The sequence below is a fragment of the Pseudomonas hygromyciniae genome (genome assembly GCF_016925675.1).
Lineage (GTDB): Bacteria > Pseudomonadota > Gammaproteobacteria > Pseudomonadales > Pseudomonadaceae > Aquipseudomonas > Aquipseudomonas hygromyciniae.
Window position 1 is genome coordinate 3,451,910 of record NZ_CP070506.1, and the last position, 21,028, is coordinate 3,472,937.

Sequence of the window (21,028 nt, forward strand, 5' to 3'; positions counted from 1 at the left end):
CAACTTCAAAACTTGCGGGAATAAAACCTTAATAACTATCAGGTTAATAAACATCGCTGAACATAGCTGATGTTTTTTGTAGGAACCGGCTTGCCGGCCAAGCACCTGAGAGCACCGCGGGGGGCCAGACACCCCGCGTCATCGTTGACGCTTTTCGCTGGCAAGCCCGCTCCTGCGGTAGGTCTTGCGACCTTCTATTTGCGCGCCAACTTGTAGCGCATGCACTCTTCATAAAAGCTCGAACGGACTGCCGCCGGTTTGAGACGCGACGGGCTGTCATAGGTCTGCTCGGTGATGCCCATGGCCATCATGCGCATCCAGGACTTGTCGAACTTGTAGCGCTGGATCTTCTGCCTCGCCGCATACAATGAAACGCCAGCCAACTTCAGCTCCTGGGCCCTGGCCGCCGTGCCCGCACCCCAACTGCACATGTATCGATCCCCTTCACGCAGCGCCTTGCCCTGGGCCGCGGCCGCCCCGCTGGCCAGGGCCAAGGCTAGCAGCGTGATTTTTACATTGCGCATTGGCATCCCACCTAACCACCTGAAAATAAAAGTGATTTTGGCGAAACTTCCGACAGATGGGGGCCAGCAAAATGCCTTCCTGACGTTCTTCCCTCACCGCCACGGTTGCCGCCCTACCCGCGCCTGACCATAATCGCGCGCCCCTATCCCCCTCACGCAAGGAAATGCCGTGAAGAAGTTTCTTATGTTGGCCCCGTTGGTATTACTGCTGCTGCAAGGTTGCGGCGTGACCATGACGCAATACGAACCCAATTTCGACAACGTCCAGCGCCTCAAGCAGACGCCGCCGTTGCAACCCATCAGCCAGGCCAAGGTCACTGCCGCCTCGGGCCAGGGTTCGTTGATGGTCCGGGCCAATCCGATCAGCTCGCCCACCGGCAGTATCCCGGCCCACGTGCAGGCGGCACTCACTCAGGAACTGTCCCTGGCCGGCCTGCTGAATCAAAGCGCGCCTCAGCGCCTTGACGTACTGCTGGTGAAGAACGAGCTGACCGCTGGCGTGGGCTCCGGCCACGGCATACTGGCCGCGCGCTTTACCGTGTTCAAGGACGACGCAGCGGTGTACGACGCCACCAAGGAAGTGACTAGCGTGTGGTCCAGTTCATTCTTCGGCCCGATTGCGATTCCGAATGCGGCGAACGCCTATAACCCGCTGGTGCGTGACTTGCTCAAGGCCTTGTACAGCGACCCGCTGTTCATTCAGGCACTCAAGTAAAAACCCAGGCAAAAAAAAGGTTCTTCACGGAATCCCGGGAAACACAGAAACAAGAACGCCGATTTGATTGATGATGTTCGTGCGAGCAAACACATCTAACAAACCGGCGTTCTTATGCGCGATATTAATACTTTCCTTCCCTTTTGGGAGGGCTTTTCTATCGTCACGATCAAGCCTGATGGTGACGACCTCCAGATCGATCTGACACCCAACGCCAACCGATTCCCGTCCTGTGGCGTGTGCCAGAAACCCTGTTCAGCCACGCATGAGTATTGCAAGCGAGTCATTCGCGATTTGCCCATTCTCGGTCACGCAGTTCGCCTGAACGTTTTGCTCCGGCGCGTTGGTTGTCGCGACTGTGGCAAACGCATGGAAGCTGTCAGTTGGTTGGATCGCTATGCCCGCATGACGCGGCGTCTGGCAGAGGCGGTCATTCAAGCCTGTGAGCGTCTTCCCACGCTACACGTGGCGCAGATGTTCGGACTGCATTGGGACACCGTTCGGTTGCTAGAGCGTCGAGCCTTGCAAGCGGCATTAAGTGCCCTGCCGAAGGCGCAACCGCGACGTCTGGTGATGGATGAGTTCGCGCTGTTCAAAGGTCATCGTTACGCGAGTGTGGTGCTGGATGCGGATACGCGGCGGGTGCTGTGGATCGGCGAAGGCCGCAGCCGGGCGGCGGTCAGACCCTTTTTCGAAGAACTGGGGCCAGAGGGTTGTGTTCGAATCGAAGCGGTGGCGATGGACATGAACACGGCCTTTGATCTGGAAGTTCGCCAACATTGTCCAAAAGCGCGAGTGATCTATGACCTGTTCCACGTGGTGGCCAAATATGGCCGAGAGGTGATTGATCGAGTCCGTGTCGATGAAGCTAACCGGCTACGTCATGACAAGCCCGCTCGAAAGGTCATCAAACAAGCGCGATGGCTGTTGCTACGCAACCCGGAGAACCTGAAAAAGCCGGAGCAGCAGGTTCACTTGCATGATTTGCTGGCGGCCAATCAATCGTTGATGACGGTCTACTTGATGAAGGCTGAACTCAAAACGCTGTGGTCGCCGAGTACTGCCTGGGACTGGAGATCGGCCTGGAAGCAATGGTTGCGTCACGCCCATGAAAGCGAGATACCTGCTCTGATCCAGTTCGCCAAAAGGCTGAAAAACTACTGGAGAGGCGTCATAAGCCGAGTTCGCTGGCCGATGCACACGGGGCAGTTGGAAGGAATAAACAACCGAATAAAGGTCATCAAGCGCATGGCGTACGGCTACCGGGACAGCGAATTCTTTTTCATGAAGATCAAGAGCGTCTTTCCCGGTAATCCGTGAAGAACCAAAAAAAAGGGAGCCGGTCAGCCGGCTCCCTTTTTTTTGCAGCCTGAATCAGGCCCGCGGCACACCGGCATCCAGTGCCGAGTACTTGAGGTTATTGCTCTCGACCATCTGCTTGAGCAACGCATTGACTTGGCGCGTGAAGGTATCGGTCACCGCTTCTTTTGGCGTGTAGGCCATCATCGGGATAAACCAGATACCCAACCAGGTGTTGATCGCATCATGATTGCTGCCTTTGCTCAGCGCCTGGCCCTGTGGGTCCAGGGCTTCCAGGCTCATGGTGTACTGGTCGGTACCCAGCGCCGGAATAATGGTGAAGGTGAAGCCGCTGATAAAGGCCAATACCATCTGACCACCACCTGGCGGATGGTTGTAGACCTTCAGGCGCAGGCTGTAGTCGCCTGGCTGCTTCTGGAACTCATCGAGGGTCACGCGGCCGAACAGACCGGAATCGGTGAGGATTTTTTGCAGTTGCGGACGCAGCATATCCCGCGCCTGGGGTACTTCGGCAGCGGCAGCGTTGGTCGGTTCGCCTTGATAAAAATCAAAGTCGACATAGACGTTCGGCTTGTTGGCGAAACTCGCCTTCGATGGCAGGGTGACTGGCGCGACTTCGTCCTTGGTGAAGCTGGCGCAGCCACTCACTGCCAACATCATCAGGGCCAACCCCAGCATTTTTCCAATGTGCATTACGACTTCCTTAGTTGATGGAGCGTCTCCATGGCCGGAGGTGCTGGGGGCGGATGATAAAGAGTCAACGGCCCTGGTAAAAGGCCGTTGTAGGAAAAACCCTCATCAACTGCCGGCGTTTACCACTGATCCCTGGGGGGCTCATCGCTGGCAAGCCGGCTCCTACAGGGGCCTTAACGCAAGCTCCAGGAAACCCCGGCATATACACCCATGCCGTCGCCCGGTGTCGAGCGCGCCATATCGTTGCCATGGTCGTCATAACCCGGTGTCACGGTATTGGCGTAGCGCTGGTTGGTCAGGTTGCGCAGGTCGATCCAGGCTTGCCAGTCCTGTTTCGGCGCGTCATAGCCGACGGTGGCGCCCAACAAGCCATAGGCTGATGCGTAGTAGGAGTTGGCATAGTCCACCGCCACCCGCGAGGAGTACTCGCCATTGAGGCTGCTGAAAAAGCCGCTGGGATGGCTGTAGCGCACCTGCGCCTGGTAATAGTGCTTGGGGATGCCGGGCAGCGTGTTGTCACCAAAACGCGGGTCGTCGCGGTAGTGGAAGTTGCTGTAGGTGTAGGCCTGGCGCAGGGCCAGGCGGCCTGCATTGCCACCGTCCCACAGCGGGCTGGTGAGGCTCAGTTCCAGGCCTTGGTGGATGGTCGGGCTGGCGTTGGATTCAGCGACCACCTGCGAGGTGTTGGGCGTAGCTGCCTGGGTCTCGACACTGAGCAGTTCATGGCGCACCAGCGAGTGGTACAACGCCAGGTCCCACTGGCCAAACCAGGCTTCGCCGCGCCCGCCCACTTCCAGGGTGGTGGCGGTCTGGTTTTGCAGCTCCACGCCTTCGCGGGTCAAGCCCGCCTCCGGCCTGCCCGAGTCTTTCGCGAAGAACTTGTTGGAACCCCAGATCATCGACCAGGCATGCGGCGGCTCCACCGAGCGGCTCAGGTTGCCATACACCTGCAACTGCGGATTGAAGTCATAGCGCAGCCCCACGCGCGGCGCATAGTCCCAGTCGTGGGTGCTCAAGGGGGCATGGGTCTCGGGGTAAGTGACTTCGGTTTCGCGGCGGGTGTAGATCGCTGCCAGCCCGGTGGTCAGCCACAGGTCGGGCAGCAGTTCCAGGTCGTTGCTCACATGCAACACCGTATCCGACCCCAGGTAGCTGTAGTCACGGGTCTTGGTACCCGGAGCGAATGTGGCCGTGGTGCCGGCGGGCACGCGCACGTATTCCGACACGCCGTTATTGGGCATCCCCTGGGTAGTGCGCAGGCCGACCGTGGTCTTGCTGTCGCGCCCCAGCAGCGTGTCCTGGCGGATGTAGTTCAAGGTGCCGCTGATGTCGGTGTACGCCACTTTCAACCGGTTGGTGCCCTCGCGCAGGTCCATCGGGTAATCGTGATACACCAGGCCCGCTTCGATGCGCGCGTTATCGTCCAACTGCAGGGTGGTCTTGTTGGCGATCCACGTCGAGCCCGGCTGCAAGCGCTTGGAGTCGCGCGCCAGGTTGACGGCGTTGGCCGCGCGCGGGCCGTGTTCGATCTGCTGGCGCGTGAGTTTGCCGGGGCTGTCGTTGGCAGTTTCGCGGTAGCGGAAATAGAAGCGCGTTTCCAGGTCCGGGTTGAACCGGTAACCGAAGTTGGCCGCCACACCCTTGCCACTGCCGGCGCTCTGTTGCTGGAAGCCGTCGTACTCGACATCGGTCAGGCTGATGTAATAGTCGGCATCGCCCAGCACTTGCCCCGAACTGATTTCCCGCTGGGCATAACCATGGCTGCCGGCCTCATAGCGCACGCGCAACTTGGGGGCATCGTAGCCCGTGCGGGTCACATAGTTGACCGCCCCGCCCAGGGCCAAGGCGCCCCGATCAAACCCGTTGGCGCCGCGCAGCACTTCAACCCGGCTAAGCCACAACGGATCCTTGAGTTCGTAAGGCGTACCGCCGGGGCCGGTAAGTGGCAGGCCGTCGATGGTTTCATACAGGCCGGACGCATGACTGCCGGGACCCCGGTTGATGCCCGAGCCGCGAATGGAGATTTTCACCCCTTCGTTGTTCGCAGCCTTAGCGTAGATGCCGGCCTGGTACTTGAGCACATCTTCATTGCTGCTGACCCGGCCCTGCCCGACGCTCGCCATATCAACGTAGTTGGTCCCACCGGGCACCTGCTTGAGTTGCGCCTGGGCCGCTTCGCCTTCGCTCAGTTCTGTGCTGGTGACTTGCAGCGGCGCCAACTGCAGCGCCTCCTGGGCCTGTGCCAGGTGGCTAAATGTCAGGGCAACCGCCAAGCCGAGCGAGCGCGGGGAAAGAACAAGCAAAGGTTGTCGCAGGCGCATGGGCCGAATCCTTGAAGAGGTCTGCGGTTGGAAGCCGCGGATCATACGCAGGTCACGCACAAACCTCGTCGATTAGGCTAATGTGCTGGCCCTGAGCGCCCCTTAACCCTTGAGGCCGAGCCTTTCATGCGCAATCTCACCTTCGCCAGCATCTGCCTGTTCTCTTCACTATTGGTCGGTTGCCAACAACACCCACCGGCCAACGACCAACTGGATGCGGTGCTCTGGACCCAAACCTCCATCGAGCATGAGTTGATCTATCGCCAGGTGTTCGCCGACGCCACCCGCCAACTCGACGTGGCCCTGGCCACCAAGGACTGGGACGCCCTGCCCTTTGCCCCGCGCAACCTGAGCGGCTTGCCGCCGGCGGTGATCGTCGATATCGATGAAACCCTCCTGGACAACGTGCCGCTCAATGCCCGGGACATCGTCAGCAACCAGGTCTACTCCTATGACCGCTGGAACACCTGGGTCGACCAGGCCAAGGCCCAGGCCCTGCCCGGTGCCGTGGCGTTTTTACAGGCAGCCAAGCAACGGGGGATCAAGGTGTATTACCTGACCAACCGTGAGCACAGCCAGGTCCAGGCCACCGTCGACAACCTGCGCTTGCGCGGTTTCCCGGTAGAAAGCAATGAGCAGGTGCTGGCAGCCGCTACCCCGACCGGCCACTGTGAACAGGCGGGCTACGGCAAGAACTGCCGACGCCAATGGGTCGCCAGCCAGGCGCGGGTGCTGTTGATGGCTGGTGATTCCCTGGGGGATTTCGTCCAGGCCGAACACAACACCCTGGCCGCCCAACGCCAGGCGGTGGAGCCTTATGTGGGCTGGTTTGGCCAGCGCTGGTTCCTGCTACCGAATCCAACCTACGGCAACTGGTACAGCGCGCCCTATGGCGACCGTGAAGAGATACCGTTTGCGCAGAAGCGTTTTTTCAAACGGGAGGCCCTTCAGTTGCAGCAATGAAGATCAGATGTGGGAGCTGGCTTGTCGGATCGCCGCACCGCTGCGATGGCGGTGGGTCAGTCGATACCTACCTGGCTGAACCATCGCCTTCGCGGGCAAGCCCGCTCCCACAAGTGAGTGGCAGCGGGCACGGAGTTTTGGGGTGGCACACAGCGCCCACTCATTAGCTGGTGGCCTGGCGATACTGACGCGGCGTAAAGCCGGTCAACGCCTTGAACTGGCGGGTGAATGCACTGTGGTCGGTGTAGCCGCATTGCAACGCCACATCGGTGATCGGCAGGTCGGTGTGCAATAGGCGATGGGCATGTTCCAGGCGCACTTTCTGGATCATCTGCCGGGGCGTCAGGTGGAATACGCGCTTGCAGTAGCGCTCCAGTTGCGCCACCGAGATGCCGGCGATGCGTGTCAGTTCTCCGAGGGTCACGCGCTGGTTGAAGTGGGCGCGGATGTGTTCGTCCACGGCCGCCAGGCGCTGATAGGCCGGGTGGGTCTCACTGGCGGATTGCAGGTCGACCGAAATCCCAGCCAGGCCGATGATCGCGCCTTCGTGGTTGTGCAACGGCCATTTGTGGGTCAGGCACCAACCGGGTTCGCGGCTGCCATACAGGTGCAACTCCAGTTGATCCTCCAGCACCAGGCCCTGCTCCAGCACGCGCCGATCCTGCTCGGTGTAACCCGGCCCCAACTGCGCGGGAAACACCTCGGCGCTGGTCTTGCCCAGTAACGGGCGCCGATCTTTCAAGCCGCAGCGCTGCACCAGGGTGCGGTTGGCCATGACGTAGCGCGCCTGCACGTCCTTGATAAACATCGTCGCATTGGGAATCACGTCGAGCATCGGCAACAGCATGGCCACGCCCGCCAGCATCTGTTCGAGGCTGTGTGGGCGCTGCTCGCCGCCCTGGCACAGGGTTGCAAACGCGTTGTGCATCATGCCGTTCACTGCCTCGTTTATCGCCTCGCTGAGCCCGCAGATTGCCCGATGGCCAGGGCCCTGTCGAGTGCGGCTGCGCCTGCGGAAATTGTGCTGAATTCGTCATTGATAGCCGCGCAAAACATCAATCGCCAGCGGGCTGATGGGTTCACTGTAGCGCCACTGCATGCCTATCCAATAACCCACAAGAAGGCGCCGCTATGTCAGCCCAAGGCAAGTTCAAGAAACAGCTGTCTCTGATCGACCTCACCTTTATCGGACTGGGAGCCATCTTCGGTTCCGGTTGGTTGTTTGCCGCCAGTCACGTGTCGTCCATCGCAGGTCCTGCCGGGATTTTTTCCTGGTTACTCGGCGGTTTTGCCGTGCTGCTGCTGGGCATTGTGTATTGCGAATTAGGCGCGGCCCTGCCCCGTGCCGGTGGCGTGGTGCGCTACCCGGTGTATTCCCACGGCCCGCTGCTGGGCTACCTGATGGGCTTTATCACACTGATCGCGTTTTCCAGCCTGGTGGCGATTGAGGTGGTCGCCTCAAGGCAATATGCCGCCGCCTGGTTTCCCGAGTTGACCAAGGCCGGCTCCAGCGACCCCCACCACCCTCGGCTGGCTGGTGCAGTTCGGCCTGCTCTGCCTGTTTTTCGTGCTCAATTACCGCAGCGTCAAGACGTTCGCCATCGCCAATAACCTGGTCAGCGTATTCAAGTTCATCGTGCCGCTGCTGGTGATCGGCGTGCTGTTCACCTTCTTCAAACCGGCCAACTTTCACTCCCAGGGCTTTGCGCCTTTCGGCCTGTCGGGGATTGAAATGGCGGTGTCCGCCGGCGGGGTGATTTTTTGCTTATCTGGGGCTGACGCCGATCATCTCGGTGGCCAGCGAAGTGAAAAACCCGCAACGCACCATTCCCATTGCCTTGATTCTTTCGGTGCTGCTGTCCACAGCGATTTATGTGCTGTTGCAAGTGGCCTTCCTCGGCGGCGTGCCCACCGAAATGCTTGCCAACGGCTGGGCCGGGATCAGCAAGGAACTGGCGCTGCCCTATCGCGATATCGCCCTGGCATTGGGTGTGGGTTGGCTGGCCTATCTGGTGGTGGCCGACGCGGTGATCTCCCCCAGCGGCTGCGGCAACATCTACATGAACGCCACGCCACGGGTGATCTACGGCTGGGCGCAGACTGGCACCTTCTTCAAGATCTTTACGCGCATTGATGAGAAGTCCGGTATCCCACGCCCGGCGCTGTGGCTGACCTTTGGCTTGTCAGTGTTCTGGACCTTGCCGTTCCCGTCCTGGGAAGCGCTGATCAACGTGGTCTCCGCCGCCCTGGTGTTGAGCTACGCGGTGGCCCCGGTGTGCGTCGCCGCACTGCGACGCAATGCCCCCGACATGCCGCGCCCGTTCCGGGTCAAGTGGATGAATGTGCTGGGCCCGCTGTCGTTCATCATCGCCGCGCTGATCGTCTACTGGTCAGGCTGGAACACCGTGTCATGGCTGCTGGGCCTGCAAATCGTGATGTTTGTGGTGTACCTGCTGTGCCGCCGCCTGGTACCGACCCAGCACCTGAACCTCGCCCAGCAAGTGCGTTCCAGCGCGTGGCTGATCGGCTTCTACGCGGTAACCATGGTGCTATCCAAGCTCGGCAGTTTTGGTGGCCTGGGCGTGCTCAGCCATCCCTTCGACACCCTGGTCGTCGCCGCCTGCGCGCTGGGCATCTACTACTGGGGCGCCGCCACCGGCGTGCCGGCGCACCTGGTGGAACTGGAACACGAAGACGATGAAAGCGAAGCCGTGCTGCCCGCTACCGTTATGCATCCGGCGAACGCATAACGGGCCAATCACCAAGGAGTATCTGGATGAAACGATTGCACGTGATTGACTCCCATACCGGCGGCGAACCGACGCGCCTGATCCTCAATGGCTTCCCGCAGCTTGCCGGCCAGAGCATCGCCGACAAGCTCGAAAACCTGCGCAGCGAACACGACCACTGGCGCCGCGCCTGCCTGCTGGAACCCCGTGGCAACGATGTACTGGTCGGCGCGCTGTACTGCGAGCCGGTCTCTGCGGGAGCCACCTGCGGGGTGATTTTCTTCAACAATGCCGGCTACCTCGGCATGTGTGGCCACGGCACCATCGGCCTGGTCGCCTCGTTGCACTACCTGGGGCACATCGCGCCGGGGGTACACAGCATCGACACGCCGGTGGGCCCGGTCAGCGCCACCTTGCATGCGGATGGCGCCGTGACCTTGCGCAATGTGCCCGCCTATCGCTATCGCCGGCAGGTGCCGGTGGATGTGGCGGGGTATGGCCGTGTCTACGGTGATATTGCCTGGGGCGGCAACTGGTTTTTCCTGGTGTCCGAGCACGGCCAGGATTTGCACATGGCCAATGTCGATGCCCTCACCGACTTCACCTGGGCCATGCTCAAGGCCCTCGAAGCCCAAGGCATCCATGGCGAAGACGGCGCGTTGATCGACCATATCGAACTGTTCGCCGATGACGACCAGGCCGACAGCCGCAACTTCGTCATGTGCCCCGGCAAAGCCTACGACCGCTCGCCCTGCGGCACCGGCACCAGCGCCAAGCTGGCGTGCCTGGCCGCCGATGGCAAGCTTCAGGCCGGCGAGCCATGGGTACAAGCCAGCATCACCGCCAGCCAATTCGAAGGCCGTTTTGAATGGGAGGGCGAACGCATCCGCCCGTTCATCACCGGCCGCGCCTACATGACCGCCGACAGCACCTTGCTGATCGACGAACAGGATCCCTTCGCCTGGGGCATTTGAGCACCCGGCACCTTCTAAACAGACCCTTCCAAGGAGATAAAACCATGAGCGATAACATCTTCACCGGCTGCATCCCAGCCCTGATGACCCCCTGCACCGCCGAGCGCCAGCCGGACTTCGACGCCCTGGTCGCCAAGGGCCGCGAGCTGATCGATATCGGCATGAGCGCCGTGGTGTATTGCGGCTCCATGGGCGACTGGCCGTTGCTCACCGAAGCCCAGCGCCAGGAAGGCGTGGCGCGCCTGGTGGCGGCGGGTATCCCGACCATCGTCGGCACCGGTGCGGTCAACAGCCGTGAGGCCGTCGCCCATGCGGCCCACGCGGCCAAGGTCGGCGCCCATGGCTTGATGGTCATCCCGCGCGTGCTGTCCCGTGGCGCCTCGGCCACCGCGCAAAAGGCCCACTTCGCGGCGATCCTCAGCGCCGCGCCGAACCTGCCGTCAGTGATTTACAACAGCCCCTACTACGGCTTTGCCACCCGCGCCGACCTGTTCTTTGAACTGCGCCGCGAGTACCCGAACCTGATCGGTTTCAAAGAATTCGGTGGCGGCGCAGACCTGCGTTACGCCGCTGAACACATCACCTCCAAGGACGATGACGTGACCCTGATGGTGGGTGTGGATACCCAAGTGGTGCACGGTTTCGTCAACTGCAACGCCACCGGCGCCATCACTGGTATCGGCAACGCCCTGCCACGGGAAGTCCTGCAACTGGTGGCCCTGAGCAAGAAAGCCGCCAAGGGCGATGCCAAGGCGCGGCGCCAGGCCCGTGAACTGGAAGCCGCGCTGGCGGTGCTGTCGTCCTTCGATGAAGGCTGCGACCTGGTGCTCTATTACAAGCACTTGATGGTGCTCAATGGCGATCTGGAATACAGCCTGCACTTCAACCCAAGCGATGTGCTCAGCGATGCCCAGCGCCGCTATGCCGAGAACCAGTACGCGCTGTTCCGCCAGTGGTACGCCAACTGGTCGGCAGAACAGAACGTCGACTGACTGCTCGTACGCCGCTGGTGCACAGCGGCGTTTCTTCTTTTTTCAGGAACAGGCCATGACTCTGACAGGCAATATGCTGATCGGTCAGCACTCCATTCCCGGCACCGGCGCTGCCCTGCGCGCCCTCAACCCGGCCACCAACGCTGCGCTGGAGCCGGCCTATCCCGGCGGCTCGGCCGAACACGTGGCCCAGGCTTGCGCGCTGGCGTGGTCAGCCTTCGACAGCTACCGCGAGACATCGCTGCTGGCCCGCGCTGAATTCCTCGAAACCATCGCCAACGAAATCGAGGCCCTGGGCGATGAGTTGATCGAGCGCGCCGTGGCTGAAACCGGCTTGCCCCACGCGCGGATCCAGGGCGAACGGGGGCGCACCTGCCAGCAACTGCGCACCTTCGCCCGGACCGTACGCGCCGGCGAATGGCTGGACGTGCGAATCGATACTGCGCAACCAGGCCGCCAGCCCCTGCCCCGTGCCGACCTACGCCAACGCCAGGTGCCGTTGGGGCCGGTGGCCGTATTTGGCGCCAGCAACTTCCCGCTGGCGTTCTCGGTGGCCGGTGGTGACACCGCTTCAGCCCTCGCCGCCGGTTGCCCGGTGATCGTCAAGGCACACGGTGCCCACCCCGGCACCAGCGAACTGGTAGGCCGCGCGCTGGCCCGTGCCGTGAAGCAGTGTGGCCTGCCCGAAGGCGTATTCTCCCTGCTATACGGCTCTGGCCGTGAAGTGGGGATTGCCCTGGTCACCGACCCACGGATCAAGGCGGTAGGCTTTACCGGCTCGCAAAGTGGTGGCATCGCTTTATGCCAGGCGGCCCAGGCACGCCCGGAGCCGATCCCGGTGTATGCGGAAATGAGTTCGATCAATCCGGTGTATCTGTTCCCTGCCGCCCTCAAGGCACGCGGCGAGGCGCTGGCGCAAGGCTTCGTCACCTCACTGACCCAGGGTGCCGGGCAGTTCTGCACCAACCCAGGGCTGGTGATTGCGGTCCAGGGCGCGCAGCTGGAGCAGTTTGTCAGCGTTGCCAGCAGCCTGCTGCAACGCAGTCCGGCGCAGACCATGCTCACCCCTGGCATCTTCCAGGCCTATGAAGCAGGCGTCGGCGCACTGGCCGAGCATGCCCACCCCGTGGCCAGCGGGTTGCCAGCGCAAGGCTCGAACCAATGCCAGGCGCAGTTGTTTAGCACCCACGCGCAAGACTTCCTCGCCAACCCGCATTTGCAAGGTGAAGTCTTCGGCGCCGCCGCGTTGCTGGTGCAATGTGTCGACGATGGGGAAATGCGCCGGGTGACCGAACACCTCGAAGGCCAACTGACCGCCACCCTGCACCTGGATGAGGGCGATCTTGAACAAGCACAGGGATTGCTGCCGACCCTTGAGCGCAAGGCGGGCCGATTGCTGGTCAATGGCTGGCCGACCGGAGTCGAGGTGTGTGATGCCATGGTGCATGGCGGGCCGTTCCCCGCGACTTCGGACTCACGCTCGACCTCGGTGGGCACGGCCGCGATCCTGCGTTTCCTGCGCCCGGTGTGCTACCAGGACTTCCCCGACAGCCTGCTGCCCGAAGCCCTCAAACAAGACAATCCGCTCGCGTTGCGGCGCTTGCTCGACGGCCAGAGAGAAGCCTGAACATGCTCGAAAACCCTCAACCCGAGATCGACATTGCGGTGGTCGGCGCCGGCATTATCGGCGTCGCCTGCGCGCTACAACTGGCGCGCCAGGGCCGCCGAGTAGTGGTCATCGATCAGCAGGAACCGGGCATGGGCGCTTCGTTCGGCAATGCCGGGCATTTGGCGACCGAACAGGTGTTCCCCATCGCCGACCTGTCGATCCTGATGCGCCTGCCCGCCATGCTCATGGACCCCATGGGCCCACTGCGCCTGGACTGGAAATACCTGCCCCGGGCCCTGCCCTGGTTTACCCGCCTGCTGCTGAACCTGCGCCCCACCGCCTACCAGCGTTCGGTTGCCGGCATCCGTGCCCTCAATGAAAGCAGCCTGAGTGCGTGGCAGCGCTTGCTGGCAACCTTGGCCCGACCTGAATTGCTCCGTGAGGACGGTTCGCTATTGGTGTTCGAGCGCGCCGAGTCGCGCCAAGCGATTGAAGGTTTGCAAGCGCGCATGACCCAGCAACAGGTGCCGGTGGACTACTGGTCGGCGGACGCCGTGCGAAAGGCCGCACCGCAATTGAGCGAACGAATCCAGGGCGGATTGTTCTTTCCCCGGACCGGGCATTTCCTCGATCCATATCGCGTGGTTTGCGAACTGGTCGAGGCCGCCAAGGCCTGCGGCGTGACATTCCTCAAGCGACAGGTCCAGGACGGCCAGTTGCAGGCACAGGGCGTTACATTGATCACCGACCTGGGCCGCTTGGCCGCCCGCCAGGTGTTGATCGCCTGCGGCGCCCACTCGGCCAGGCTCACCCAGGCGCTGACCGGCAAAAAGGTGCCCCTGGACACCGAGCGCGGTTACCACCTGATGCTGCCCCATGAGCAAGAGCGCTTGCCCTTCGCCGTCACCTCACTGGAACGCAAGTTCATCATGACGCCCATGGCCGATGGCCTGCGGCTGGCTGGCACCGTGGAATTCGCCGGCCTCGACCGGCCGCCGAACATGCAGCGCGCCTGGCAGTTGCATCGGCTGAGCCACGGCCTGTTGCGTCATGAGTTGAGCGCTGAGGACGCCACGCCGTGGATGGGCTTTCGGCCCTCGTTGCCAGACTCGCTGCCGATCATCGACCGAGTGTGCGGCGGCAAGGTGTTGCTTGCTTTCGGCCATCAACACCTGGGGTTGACGCAAGCGGCCGTCACTGCCGAGCTGATCGCGCAACTGCTCTCACCGGTCTACATGCCCCAACCTGCGGGATTGCCCGCGCTGGAGCGCTATCGACTGGACCGTTTCTGACAGCCCCTTGCAGGGGCCTAGCAAAAAAAATATAAAGCGGTGAATTATTTAGTGTCCTCATGTATCTGACCCAGTAGACCATGCCATTAAAACAATGGCATCGACACCGATCAGCAACAGAGTGACCTGTATGAAATCGCGCAAGAAAAGTGTCAGCCCTATCGGGTTGAAAGACATCACCATTGTCGACGACGCCAAGATGCGCAAGGCGATCACCGCAGCAGCGCTGGGCAATGCCATGGAGTGGTTTGACTTCGGGGTGTATGGCTTCGTGGCCTATGTGCTGGGCAAGGTGTTCTTTCCCGGCGCCGACCCCGGCGTGCAGATGATCGCGGCGCTGGCGACCTTTTCCGTGCCCTTCCTGATCCGCCCCCTGGGTGGCCTGTTCTTTGGTGCGCTGGGGGATAAGTACGGGCGGCAGAAAGTCCTTGCGGCCACCATCGTGATCATGTCCATCAGCACCTTTGCCATCGGCCTGATTCCCTCCTATGCCTCGATAGGCATTTGGGCGCCGATCCTGTTGTTGTTGGCCAAGATGGCCCAGGGTTTCTCGGTGGGCGGTGAATACACCGGGGCCTCGATTTTTGTCGCCGAATACGCCCCCGACCGCAAGCGCGGCTTCCTTGGCAGTTGGCTGGACTTTGGCTCCATCGCAGGCTTCGTGCTCGGTGCGGGGGTGGTGGTGGTGATCTCCAGCGTGCTGGGCGAAGAGCAATTCCAGGAGTGGGGCTGGCGCCTGCCGTTCTTCCTCGCCCTGCCCCTGGGCATGATCGGCCTGTACCTGCGCCACGCCCTGGAAGAGACTCCGGCCTTCCAACAACATGTCGAGAAACTCGAACAAGGGGACCGCGAAGGCCTGGCCCGCGGCCCGCGCGTGTCGTTCAAGGAAGTCGCCACCAAGCATTGGCGCAGCCTGCTGACCTGCGTCGGCGTGGTGGCCGTGACGAATGTCACCTATTACATGCTGCTCACCTACATGCCCAGCTACCTGACGCACAACCTGCACTACAGCGAAAACCATGGCGTGCTGATCATCATCGCGATCATGGTCGGCATGCTGTTCGTGCAACCCATGATCGGTTTTATCAGCGACAAAGTCGGGCGCCGGCCTTTCATCATCGCCGGCAGCATCGGCCTGCTGGCGCTGGCGATTCCGGCGTTTATGCTGATCAACAGCGGCAAGCTCGGGTTGATCTTCGCCGGGTTGCTGATGCTGGCGGTGGTGCTGAACTTCTTTATCGGCGTGATGGCGTCCACCCTGCCGGCAATGTTCCCCACCCACATCCGCTACAGCGCCTTGGCCAGTGCGTTCAACATCTCGGTGCTGATCGCCGGCCTGACCCCGACCGCCGTTGCCTGGCTGGTGGAAAGCACCAACGACCTGTACATGCCGGCGTATTACTTGATGGTGATTGCCTTGGTAGGTCTGGTCACCGGGCTGACCATGAAGGAAACCGCCAACAAACCCCTGCGCGGCGCGGCCCCGGCGGCGTCGGACATCGAAGAGGCGCGGGAACTGCTGCAGGAGCATCACGACAATATCGAGCAAAAGATCGAAGACCTCGACGAGCAGATCGCCGAACTGGAAGCCAAGCGCCAGAACCTGGCGCAACAGCATCCGCGGATCGACTGATCCGCTCCCAAAAGGGATCTCGATCAGGCAGCGCGCTTTGCTGGGCCGCAAAAAATGTAGGGGCTGGCTTGCCAGCGATGGTGGTGGGTCAGTCACTTTGTCGGCGACCGGTCCGGCGCTATCGCTGGCAAGCCAGCTCCAACAGGGGGTGTGATGGCGATTGCGACAGCTTACTGATCACCGCAGCGCCGCCGCCGCCAGTTGCGCCACGCCGAGGGTGATTCCCGGCTCATCCCCCTCTTCAAGCATCCAGGTTGATGACAACCCTGCCCAGGCAAGCACCCATTGCAGGAGCCTGCGCCGCTCGATACCCGAAACACTGGCGACCACTTCGGTCCGCCGCGCAAAGCACTCCGGGGCCAGGGCGCGTTCATCGGGGTTGCAGAACAGATTGGCATAATCAAAGCCCCGCTCGCCGTAGAGGCCCTTGGGATCAATCGCGAGCCAGCCGGACGCGGCAAAATCCAGCACATTGCCATGGTGAATATCGCCATGCAGTACCGTGACATCCTGGGGGGCCGCCAGGAGTTCGCGTGCAGTGCTCGCACAATGCTCAAGAATGCCGCCGTGCCTCGCCGCCGCAGGCCATAGCGCCGCGAACCACTGCTCCAGTGCAACCAATGCGGGAGTCGGCTTGGCCCGTGGTGCATGCAGGCGCGCGGCTACGCCACACAGGATGCGAGTGGCCTGCTCATCCCGGCCGTCATTGACCATCTGTAGAAGCGAGGCCGAGCCCAACGCACGCGCCATGAGCAAAGCCTCGCCGTCCTGGGCCAGTACGGGGGCTGCACCTTCGCCGTCCCACCAGGCCATCAGCACACTGCCGGCCTGCTCTTCGGCTATTTGAGAGATTTTGAGCATGGCAGGCATGCCGTGCTGGCGAACGGGCAGTAGAATGCCGTTGCGCGAGGCGAATGCGTCACCGTCGACAACCAGGTCCCATCGCTTCAAGTAGTGATCAAACATACCCATCACGGTCTAGACCTGAACCTCACAAAACCCATGGCAAAAAGCCAACCGCTGAGCATGGACAGGTAGATAGCGTTATACGAAGCAACGGTGCAGTCCAATCCGAAGTTGAGCGCGGTAAACGCAATGGCGGCGCACAGGAACTGCGTGCGGGTAAACCGACTCAGAAAGCGTTCCATTGCGAGATTCAAGGTCGAGAGATACTTCATAAATTTACGCATCCGCTCACTTGCGCCCTTGTGTGCTGAACAGCGCAAGAATAAGGCACACCAGGCCGGCAGCCAGGATGCCGTAGCCCAGAACGTGGATACTTCTGCTCGACGATTTCAGTTCCATTGCCGCAATGGTCCCTTTCAATAATCTGGGAAGTTTATCTCAGAGCCTGGCAATCGATAATCTTTCTCGCCAGAGAATACTGCACAGTGCTGATGAGAATTCATCGCGCAGATGACATAGTTGCGCTTACGACAAATGGAGTTGGCCCCAATGAAGCAATACATCTTCTATCTCCTCCTGGCGCTGCTTGCAGGATGCAGCACCGGGCCGTATCTGCATCCGCAATCGACACTGGGTACACAGGCTCTACTCGAACGCACCTGCCCCGGCCCGAAAGCCGCAATGAGCTTTGCCCCACGCTCGGAAGCGCTCGATTGGGTTCACGTATTGGTCTATGTAGCACCGCCAGGAACATCCAGCTGGCCAGACAAGCTGCGCTCAACCGATACCGAACTGCGTCTGTTTGGTCGGCTTTACACCCCCCCGCGCCTGCGCAACCTGAACACCCCGGATGAACGCCGGGCGGCCTATCAACAGACCGACCCGCCACTGTGGGTCAGCGCCGCCTCACCCCTAGTCACCGTAACGCTGGCGACGGGTGAAACCTATCAAGTCAGTATCGAGCAATTGGAAACCGGTTTTGACCCCAAGGAACAATCCAGCAGCAGCCGCAAGGGGACGGCGTTGGGCAAGGGTGATATGGATGACTTCACCCTCACCTTCCCGGCTATATTCGTAAACGGTGAAAAAGTGCCGATGGCGCCGATTCACTTCAAAAAACGTGAAGAGCGCTATGCTCCGGTCTTCAATTGTTGAATCAAAAAACTCCATCACCCAAGGAATGGCAATGACCTTCGACTGGCACTCGGGGCCCATCACCCGAGACACCCCACTGGACCCGCACTACAGGAATACGCAGAAGGTCCGCCGATTCCTCGTCGGCGAGTGCGGGGAGTCGTTCAAGTTCGATCGGGCGTTCATGGCCTGGATCAAGAGTGGCGCGCCCTTGACCATGGGGGATGTGGCGGATCATTGGAATCGGAAGTCGTCATCCCGGCCTTAGGCGCATCGATGGGGAGGGAATTGGATCAGTAACCTTGCAGGGTCTGAAGAACCGTGTGGCAGCTCGAGGCTGCGATAGCCCAGGCACTGCCAGCGCTAGGCCAGGGTATTCCACACCTGCACCAGCCCCACCAGGTGCACCAGCCCATACACCACGCAAATCCCCGAACTAATCATAATAAAGCGCGTACTACGGCCTGTGCCGGCCAACACGAATGGGCCCAACAGCCCACGCAACAGGTAGACCAGGGTGATTACGCACAACGCAGGGCGCAGCAGGGGCAAGGGATCGATCACGCCAGCGCCGGACAGCGCATAGGCCGACCACGCGGCGAGCACGAGGGCAATCCCCGCCGTCACCACGGCCGGGAAGCGGCGACCGGCCTTGGCCGCACGTACAAAACGCTCACCCGCACCAAACAGGTGATACCAGGACGGCCCTTTGATGATGACCCCGATATGCATCAGCGCCACCAGCAGGTTAAGCCCGGCAGCGACCAGCAGTGCCGTGTTGTATACGTTTCCCATTCCATCACTCCCTGATGCCGATTAGCCACATTGCGCGCAAAGGTATCACGCCCCCTCTCGCACTGGCGATCAGCACAATGCAAGCGGCCCCGACGCCGCAATCCTATTGACTGCCGCGAGACTGGACCGACCGGCGGCTACCCTTTGCGCCAGATGATGCCGCACTATATCGGGCATGCCTCTACGCCCGACTCTCCCCCGCCCCACCCTTCGAGTACCCTGCCCACCTTCGCGCCCAGGCCGAGGCGGCACCGCGCGCACCTGGCGTGTATTTCTTCTACGCGCAAGGCGAGTCGATGCCGTTGTACATTGGTAAAAGTGTCGATCTTCGCAGCCGCCTGCTGGCGCACCTGCGCAACCCAGAAGAAGCGCGCATGTTGCGCCAGGCACAGCGGATCGAGTACCAGCAGACCGCAGGGGAAATCGGTGCATTGTTGCTGGAGTCGCGCCTGATCAAAGAGATGCAGCCCCTGAAGAACAAACGCCTGCGCAGGCAGCGGCGCCTGTGCTCGCTGCGCCTGCACAACGGCAAACTCGAGATCATCGACACCACCGCGCTGGCTGAGGGGCCACAGTTGTACGGGCTGTTTCGCAGCCGACGCATGGCAATCGAAGCGTTGATGCTGCTCGCCGACGAGCACCGTCTCTGCCATGGCCTGCTGGGTATAGAACCACCCAGCGCAAAGGGCTGTTTCCGCGCGCAGATCCGTAAATGCGCCGGAGCATGCCGGGGCGATGAAACCCATGCAGCCCACACCGAGCGTTTGCTGCTGGCGTTGGCGCACTGGGCCGTCCATCGCTGGCCTTACCCCGCCGCCATTGCGCTGCATGAACGCCATGGCCAGATGGAGCAATACCACGTCGTGGACAACTGGCGGTACATCGGGACTTACACCTCGGAGACCGAAGCCCGGTTGGCGCCGGCCCTGCCACCGCAGGCGTTCGATGCTGACAGCTACAAAATTCTTGTACGGCCCGTGCTATTCGAGAGCGCCCGTGTGGTGCTGCTTTCGTAGGTCGCGCCTAGCAGAACCCGCACGCCAGGAACCTTTTGTACAATCGGGAATCAGTGCTGCATGTTTTCATACCCATGACTCAGCGAATTCCCGATGACTTTAAGAAGATCCCTGCTCTATATCGCGCTGCTGACCATCGGCTTTTCTGCCGGGTACGCCGCAAAACCCAATGATGTGCTTCAAGTAACCGCAGGCCAACTCATCGAATGTGGCCAGGTGACCATTCCTACCCTGGGCATGTAAGCCCGGGGCCCCAGCGCCATCGGCAGCACTTACTGCGGTTTGACTTCAGGAACCCACAAGGTGCATGCGGTTGCAGCTTGGGCGACGAGCCAATCATGACCGCGGTTGCCGAAGGGACGTGGCATCGTGTGGGAGATCCGTAGCGCCATGTTGTAGGCGCCCGTCATTTCGTTCTCAGTCGGGTTTGTCTCTTCCAGCTTTGTATTGTTCTTGAGCCCATTAATCGCCCCATGTAGAGCGATTGCCTGTTTGTAGGTGTCCTCGCTTTCTTCAAGGATAGACACCGCGATAAACGCGGCAGTCGAGCAGCGGTCCATCTTTTCCCACTGTTTCAGTTGCGCGTCATCCCCGACCGCAGTTGCGCACGCCAGCAAAACCATACATCCCAGTAAATAACGCATTGATAGCTTCCCAGCGAATAGTCGGCAGCTTTAATAACCCATTGCAATCCACATTGCCACAACGCTACTCGCTGCATCGGTCATTCATGCTCGTTGGCGGGATGAGGTCCAGGCGCAGCAGCCCTGAATATCCCTAGCCGGCCTTCAAACTGCGATGGTTAGTCAACACTCCTTTGTCGTCAAACAAGAAAATCATCTGCCCCCCACCATTATCCTGACAAATAACGCCTTGCGTTTCTCCGTCGACGATCCCTTGGCAAGCCATGTTCCAGACATAAGGGCGAATTTGGCATTTCAGCGTCTTGCCATCTTCAATCACCAGATGATTGGTGGCCGAAATGCTCCCTGGGGCGGGCTTTGGACAGGCCCCATCCCCCCAATTGACAACCTGATGATTGGGTTGCGAAATACAACCAGCCAGTAGAAGCATGGGCAGCAGGCATCGGTAATTCATGATCACTCTCCTGAGTTCCAATATGGTTAAGCGCGCCCTAACTTTGGCTCCGATGGGGAAATGGGCGCTTATTAATTATCGCGACCAATAGACTCTTAAAGGAGGCACTAAACACAGAACCCTCTTTCACTACAAAAATAAAGTCAAAAAGTTAGCACTTATCCCTTCACGAGAGAACTAGCACAGATGGGCTAGTGGCTCATTGCCTATTATAAAACACCCTGGTTATTTTTTTAGATGCCGCTCCCGCGCCTATTGCCTAGAGGGTACCCTTTCGACTCAATGTGCTATCTACTCAGTAGTCACCTGGTATC

The 21,028-nt window shown here is 60.8% G+C and carries 20 protein-coding genes and 1 pseudogene; 13 read left to right on the forward strand and 8 right to left on the reverse strand.

Annotated elements, in window-relative coordinates; genetic code table 11:
• Positions 1-194 precede the first annotated feature (194 nt).
• Positions 195-524 (reverse strand): hypothetical protein, encoded by a 330-nt coding sequence (locus JTY93_RS15070; protein ID WP_205480233.1) that lies wholly within the window; start codon positions 522-524, stop codon positions 195-197.
• Between the two features lie 169 nt (positions 525-693).
• Here JTY93_RS15070 and JTY93_RS15075 point away from each other — a divergent pair, with 169 nt between their 5' ends.
• Entirely contained in the window at positions 694-1,239 is a 546-nt protein-coding gene (locus tag JTY93_RS15075; protein WP_205480231.1) for a hypothetical protein, read from the forward strand.
• 114 nt (positions 1,240-1,353) lie between these two features.
• On the forward strand, positions 1,354-2,559 hold the full coding sequence (locus tag JTY93_RS15080; RefSeq protein ID WP_205518875.1) for an ISL3 family transposase: 1,206 nt from the start codon (positions 1,354-1,356) through the stop codon (positions 2,557-2,559).
• 54 nt (positions 2,560-2,613) lie between these two features.
• Here the strand turns inward: JTY93_RS15080 and JTY93_RS15085 are convergent, their stop codons facing one another.
• Together JTY93_RS15085 and JTY93_RS15090 are read right to left on the reverse strand one after the other, a co-directional pair.
• Complete coding sequence (locus JTY93_RS15085; protein ID WP_029293673.1) at positions 2,614-3,252, reverse strand: hypothetical protein; 639 nt, start codon at positions 3,250-3,252, stop codon at positions 2,614-2,616.
• 173 nt (positions 3,253-3,425) lie between these two features.
• On the reverse strand, positions 3,426-5,573 hold the full coding sequence (locus JTY93_RS15090; protein WP_205475955.1) for a TonB-dependent receptor family protein: 2,148 nt from the start codon (positions 5,571-5,573) through the stop codon (positions 3,426-3,428).
• A gap of 126 nt (positions 5,574-5,699) precedes the next feature.
• Here JTY93_RS15090 and JTY93_RS15095 point away from each other — a divergent pair, with 126 nt between their 5' ends.
• Positions 5,700-6,536: an HAD family acid phosphatase gene (locus tag JTY93_RS15095; RefSeq protein ID WP_205475953.1), complete on the forward strand. Its 837-nt coding sequence runs from the start codon at positions 5,700-5,702 to the stop codon at positions 6,534-6,536.
• A gap of 163 nt (positions 6,537-6,699) precedes the next feature.
• Here the strand turns inward: JTY93_RS15095 and JTY93_RS15100 are convergent, their stop codons facing one another.
• Entirely contained in the window at positions 6,700-7,467 is a 768-nt protein-coding gene (locus tag JTY93_RS15100; RefSeq protein WP_205475952.1) for an AraC family transcriptional regulator, read from the reverse strand.
• Between the two features lie 200 nt (positions 7,468-7,667).
• Here JTY93_RS15100 and JTY93_RS15105 point away from each other — a divergent pair.
• The 6 genes and pseudogenes from JTY93_RS15105 to proP all read left to right on the forward strand — a co-directional run bounded on the left by JTY93_RS15105 (position 7,668) and on the right by proP (position 15,765).
• Positions 7,668-9,286 (forward strand): annotated as a pseudogene (locus JTY93_RS15105) (APC family permease).
• Positions 9,287-9,312: 26 nt separating this feature from the next.
• A complete protein-coding gene (locus JTY93_RS15110) occupies positions 9,313-10,239 on the forward strand; it encodes a 4-hydroxyproline epimerase (protein WP_205475949.1) in 927 nt (308 codons plus the stop codon).
• 44 nt (positions 10,240-10,283) lie between these two features.
• A complete protein-coding gene (locus JTY93_RS15115) occupies positions 10,284-11,231 on the forward strand; it encodes a dihydrodipicolinate synthase family protein (RefSeq protein WP_205475947.1) in 948 nt (315 codons plus the stop codon).
• 55 nt (positions 11,232-11,286) lie between these two features.
• Positions 11,287-12,858 carry an aldehyde dehydrogenase (NADP(+)) gene (locus tag JTY93_RS15120; RefSeq protein ID WP_205475945.1) on the forward strand — a complete coding sequence of 524 codons (1,572 nt, stop codon included), beginning with the start codon at positions 11,287-11,289 and terminating at the stop codon, positions 12,856-12,858.
• Between the two features lie 2 nt (positions 12,859-12,860).
• Positions 12,861-14,132 carry an NAD(P)/FAD-dependent oxidoreductase gene (locus JTY93_RS15125; RefSeq protein ID WP_205475944.1) on the forward strand — a complete coding sequence of 424 codons (1,272 nt, stop codon included), beginning with the start codon at positions 12,861-12,863 and terminating at the stop codon, positions 14,130-14,132.
• 130 nt (positions 14,133-14,262) lie between these two features.
• Positions 14,263-15,765, forward strand: coding sequence for a glycine betaine/L-proline transporter ProP (proP, locus tag JTY93_RS15130; protein WP_205475941.1), 1,503 nt, complete (start codon positions 14,263-14,265; stop codon positions 15,763-15,765).
• Positions 15,766-15,942: 177 nt separating this feature from the next.
• Here proP and JTY93_RS15135 read toward each other — a convergent pair whose 3' ends face one another.
• The gene (locus tag JTY93_RS15135; RefSeq protein WP_205475940.1) at positions 15,943-16,731 is read right to left on the reverse strand and encodes an aminoglycoside phosphotransferase family protein; all 789 of its coding nucleotides are present in this window, start codon (positions 16,729-16,731) and stop codon (positions 15,943-15,945) included.
• A gap of 489 nt (positions 16,732-17,220) precedes the next feature.
• On the opposite strand from JTY93_RS15135, the gene JTY93_RS15140 reads away from it, so the two are divergent.
• Both JTY93_RS15140 and JTY93_RS29130 read left to right on the forward strand, forming a co-directional pair.
• Positions 17,221-17,826, forward strand: a complete 606-nt coding sequence (locus JTY93_RS15140) for a hypothetical protein (protein WP_205475938.1) — start codon at positions 17,221-17,223, stop codon at positions 17,824-17,826.
• A gap of 31 nt (positions 17,827-17,857) precedes the next feature.
• Positions 17,858-18,073: a DUF6434 domain-containing protein gene (locus tag JTY93_RS29130; RefSeq protein ID WP_222933912.1), complete on the forward strand. Its 216-nt coding sequence runs from the start codon at positions 17,858-17,860 to the stop codon at positions 18,071-18,073.
• Between the two features lie 95 nt (positions 18,074-18,168).
• Here the strand turns inward: JTY93_RS29130 and JTY93_RS15145 are convergent, their stop codons facing one another.
• The gene (locus tag JTY93_RS15145; protein WP_205475936.1) at positions 18,169-18,600 is read right to left on the reverse strand and encodes a hypothetical protein; all 432 of its coding nucleotides are present in this window, start codon (positions 18,598-18,600) and stop codon (positions 18,169-18,171) included.
• Positions 18,601-18,866: 266 nt separating this feature from the next.
• On the opposite strand from JTY93_RS15145, the gene JTY93_RS15150 reads away from it, so the two are divergent.
• Positions 18,867-19,616, forward strand: coding sequence for an endonuclease (locus JTY93_RS15150; protein WP_511218626.1), 750 nt, complete (start codon positions 18,867-18,869; stop codon positions 19,614-19,616).
• Positions 19,617-19,709: 93 nt separating this feature from the next.
• The gene (locus JTY93_RS15155; protein ID WP_205475933.1) at positions 19,710-19,859 is read left to right on the forward strand and encodes a hypothetical protein; all 150 of its coding nucleotides are present in this window, start codon (positions 19,710-19,712) and stop codon (positions 19,857-19,859) included.
• Between the two features lie 29 nt (positions 19,860-19,888).
• Here the strand turns inward: JTY93_RS15155 and JTY93_RS15160 are convergent, their stop codons facing one another.
• A complete protein-coding gene (locus JTY93_RS15160; RefSeq protein WP_240344161.1) occupies positions 19,889-20,260 on the reverse strand; it encodes a hypothetical protein in 372 nt (123 codons plus the stop codon).
• Positions 20,261-20,393: 133 nt separating this feature from the next.
• Positions 20,394-20,714 (reverse strand): hypothetical protein, encoded by a 321-nt coding sequence (locus JTY93_RS15165; RefSeq protein ID WP_205475932.1) that lies wholly within the window; start codon positions 20,712-20,714, stop codon positions 20,394-20,396.
• Positions 20,715-21,028 lie beyond the last annotated feature (314 nt).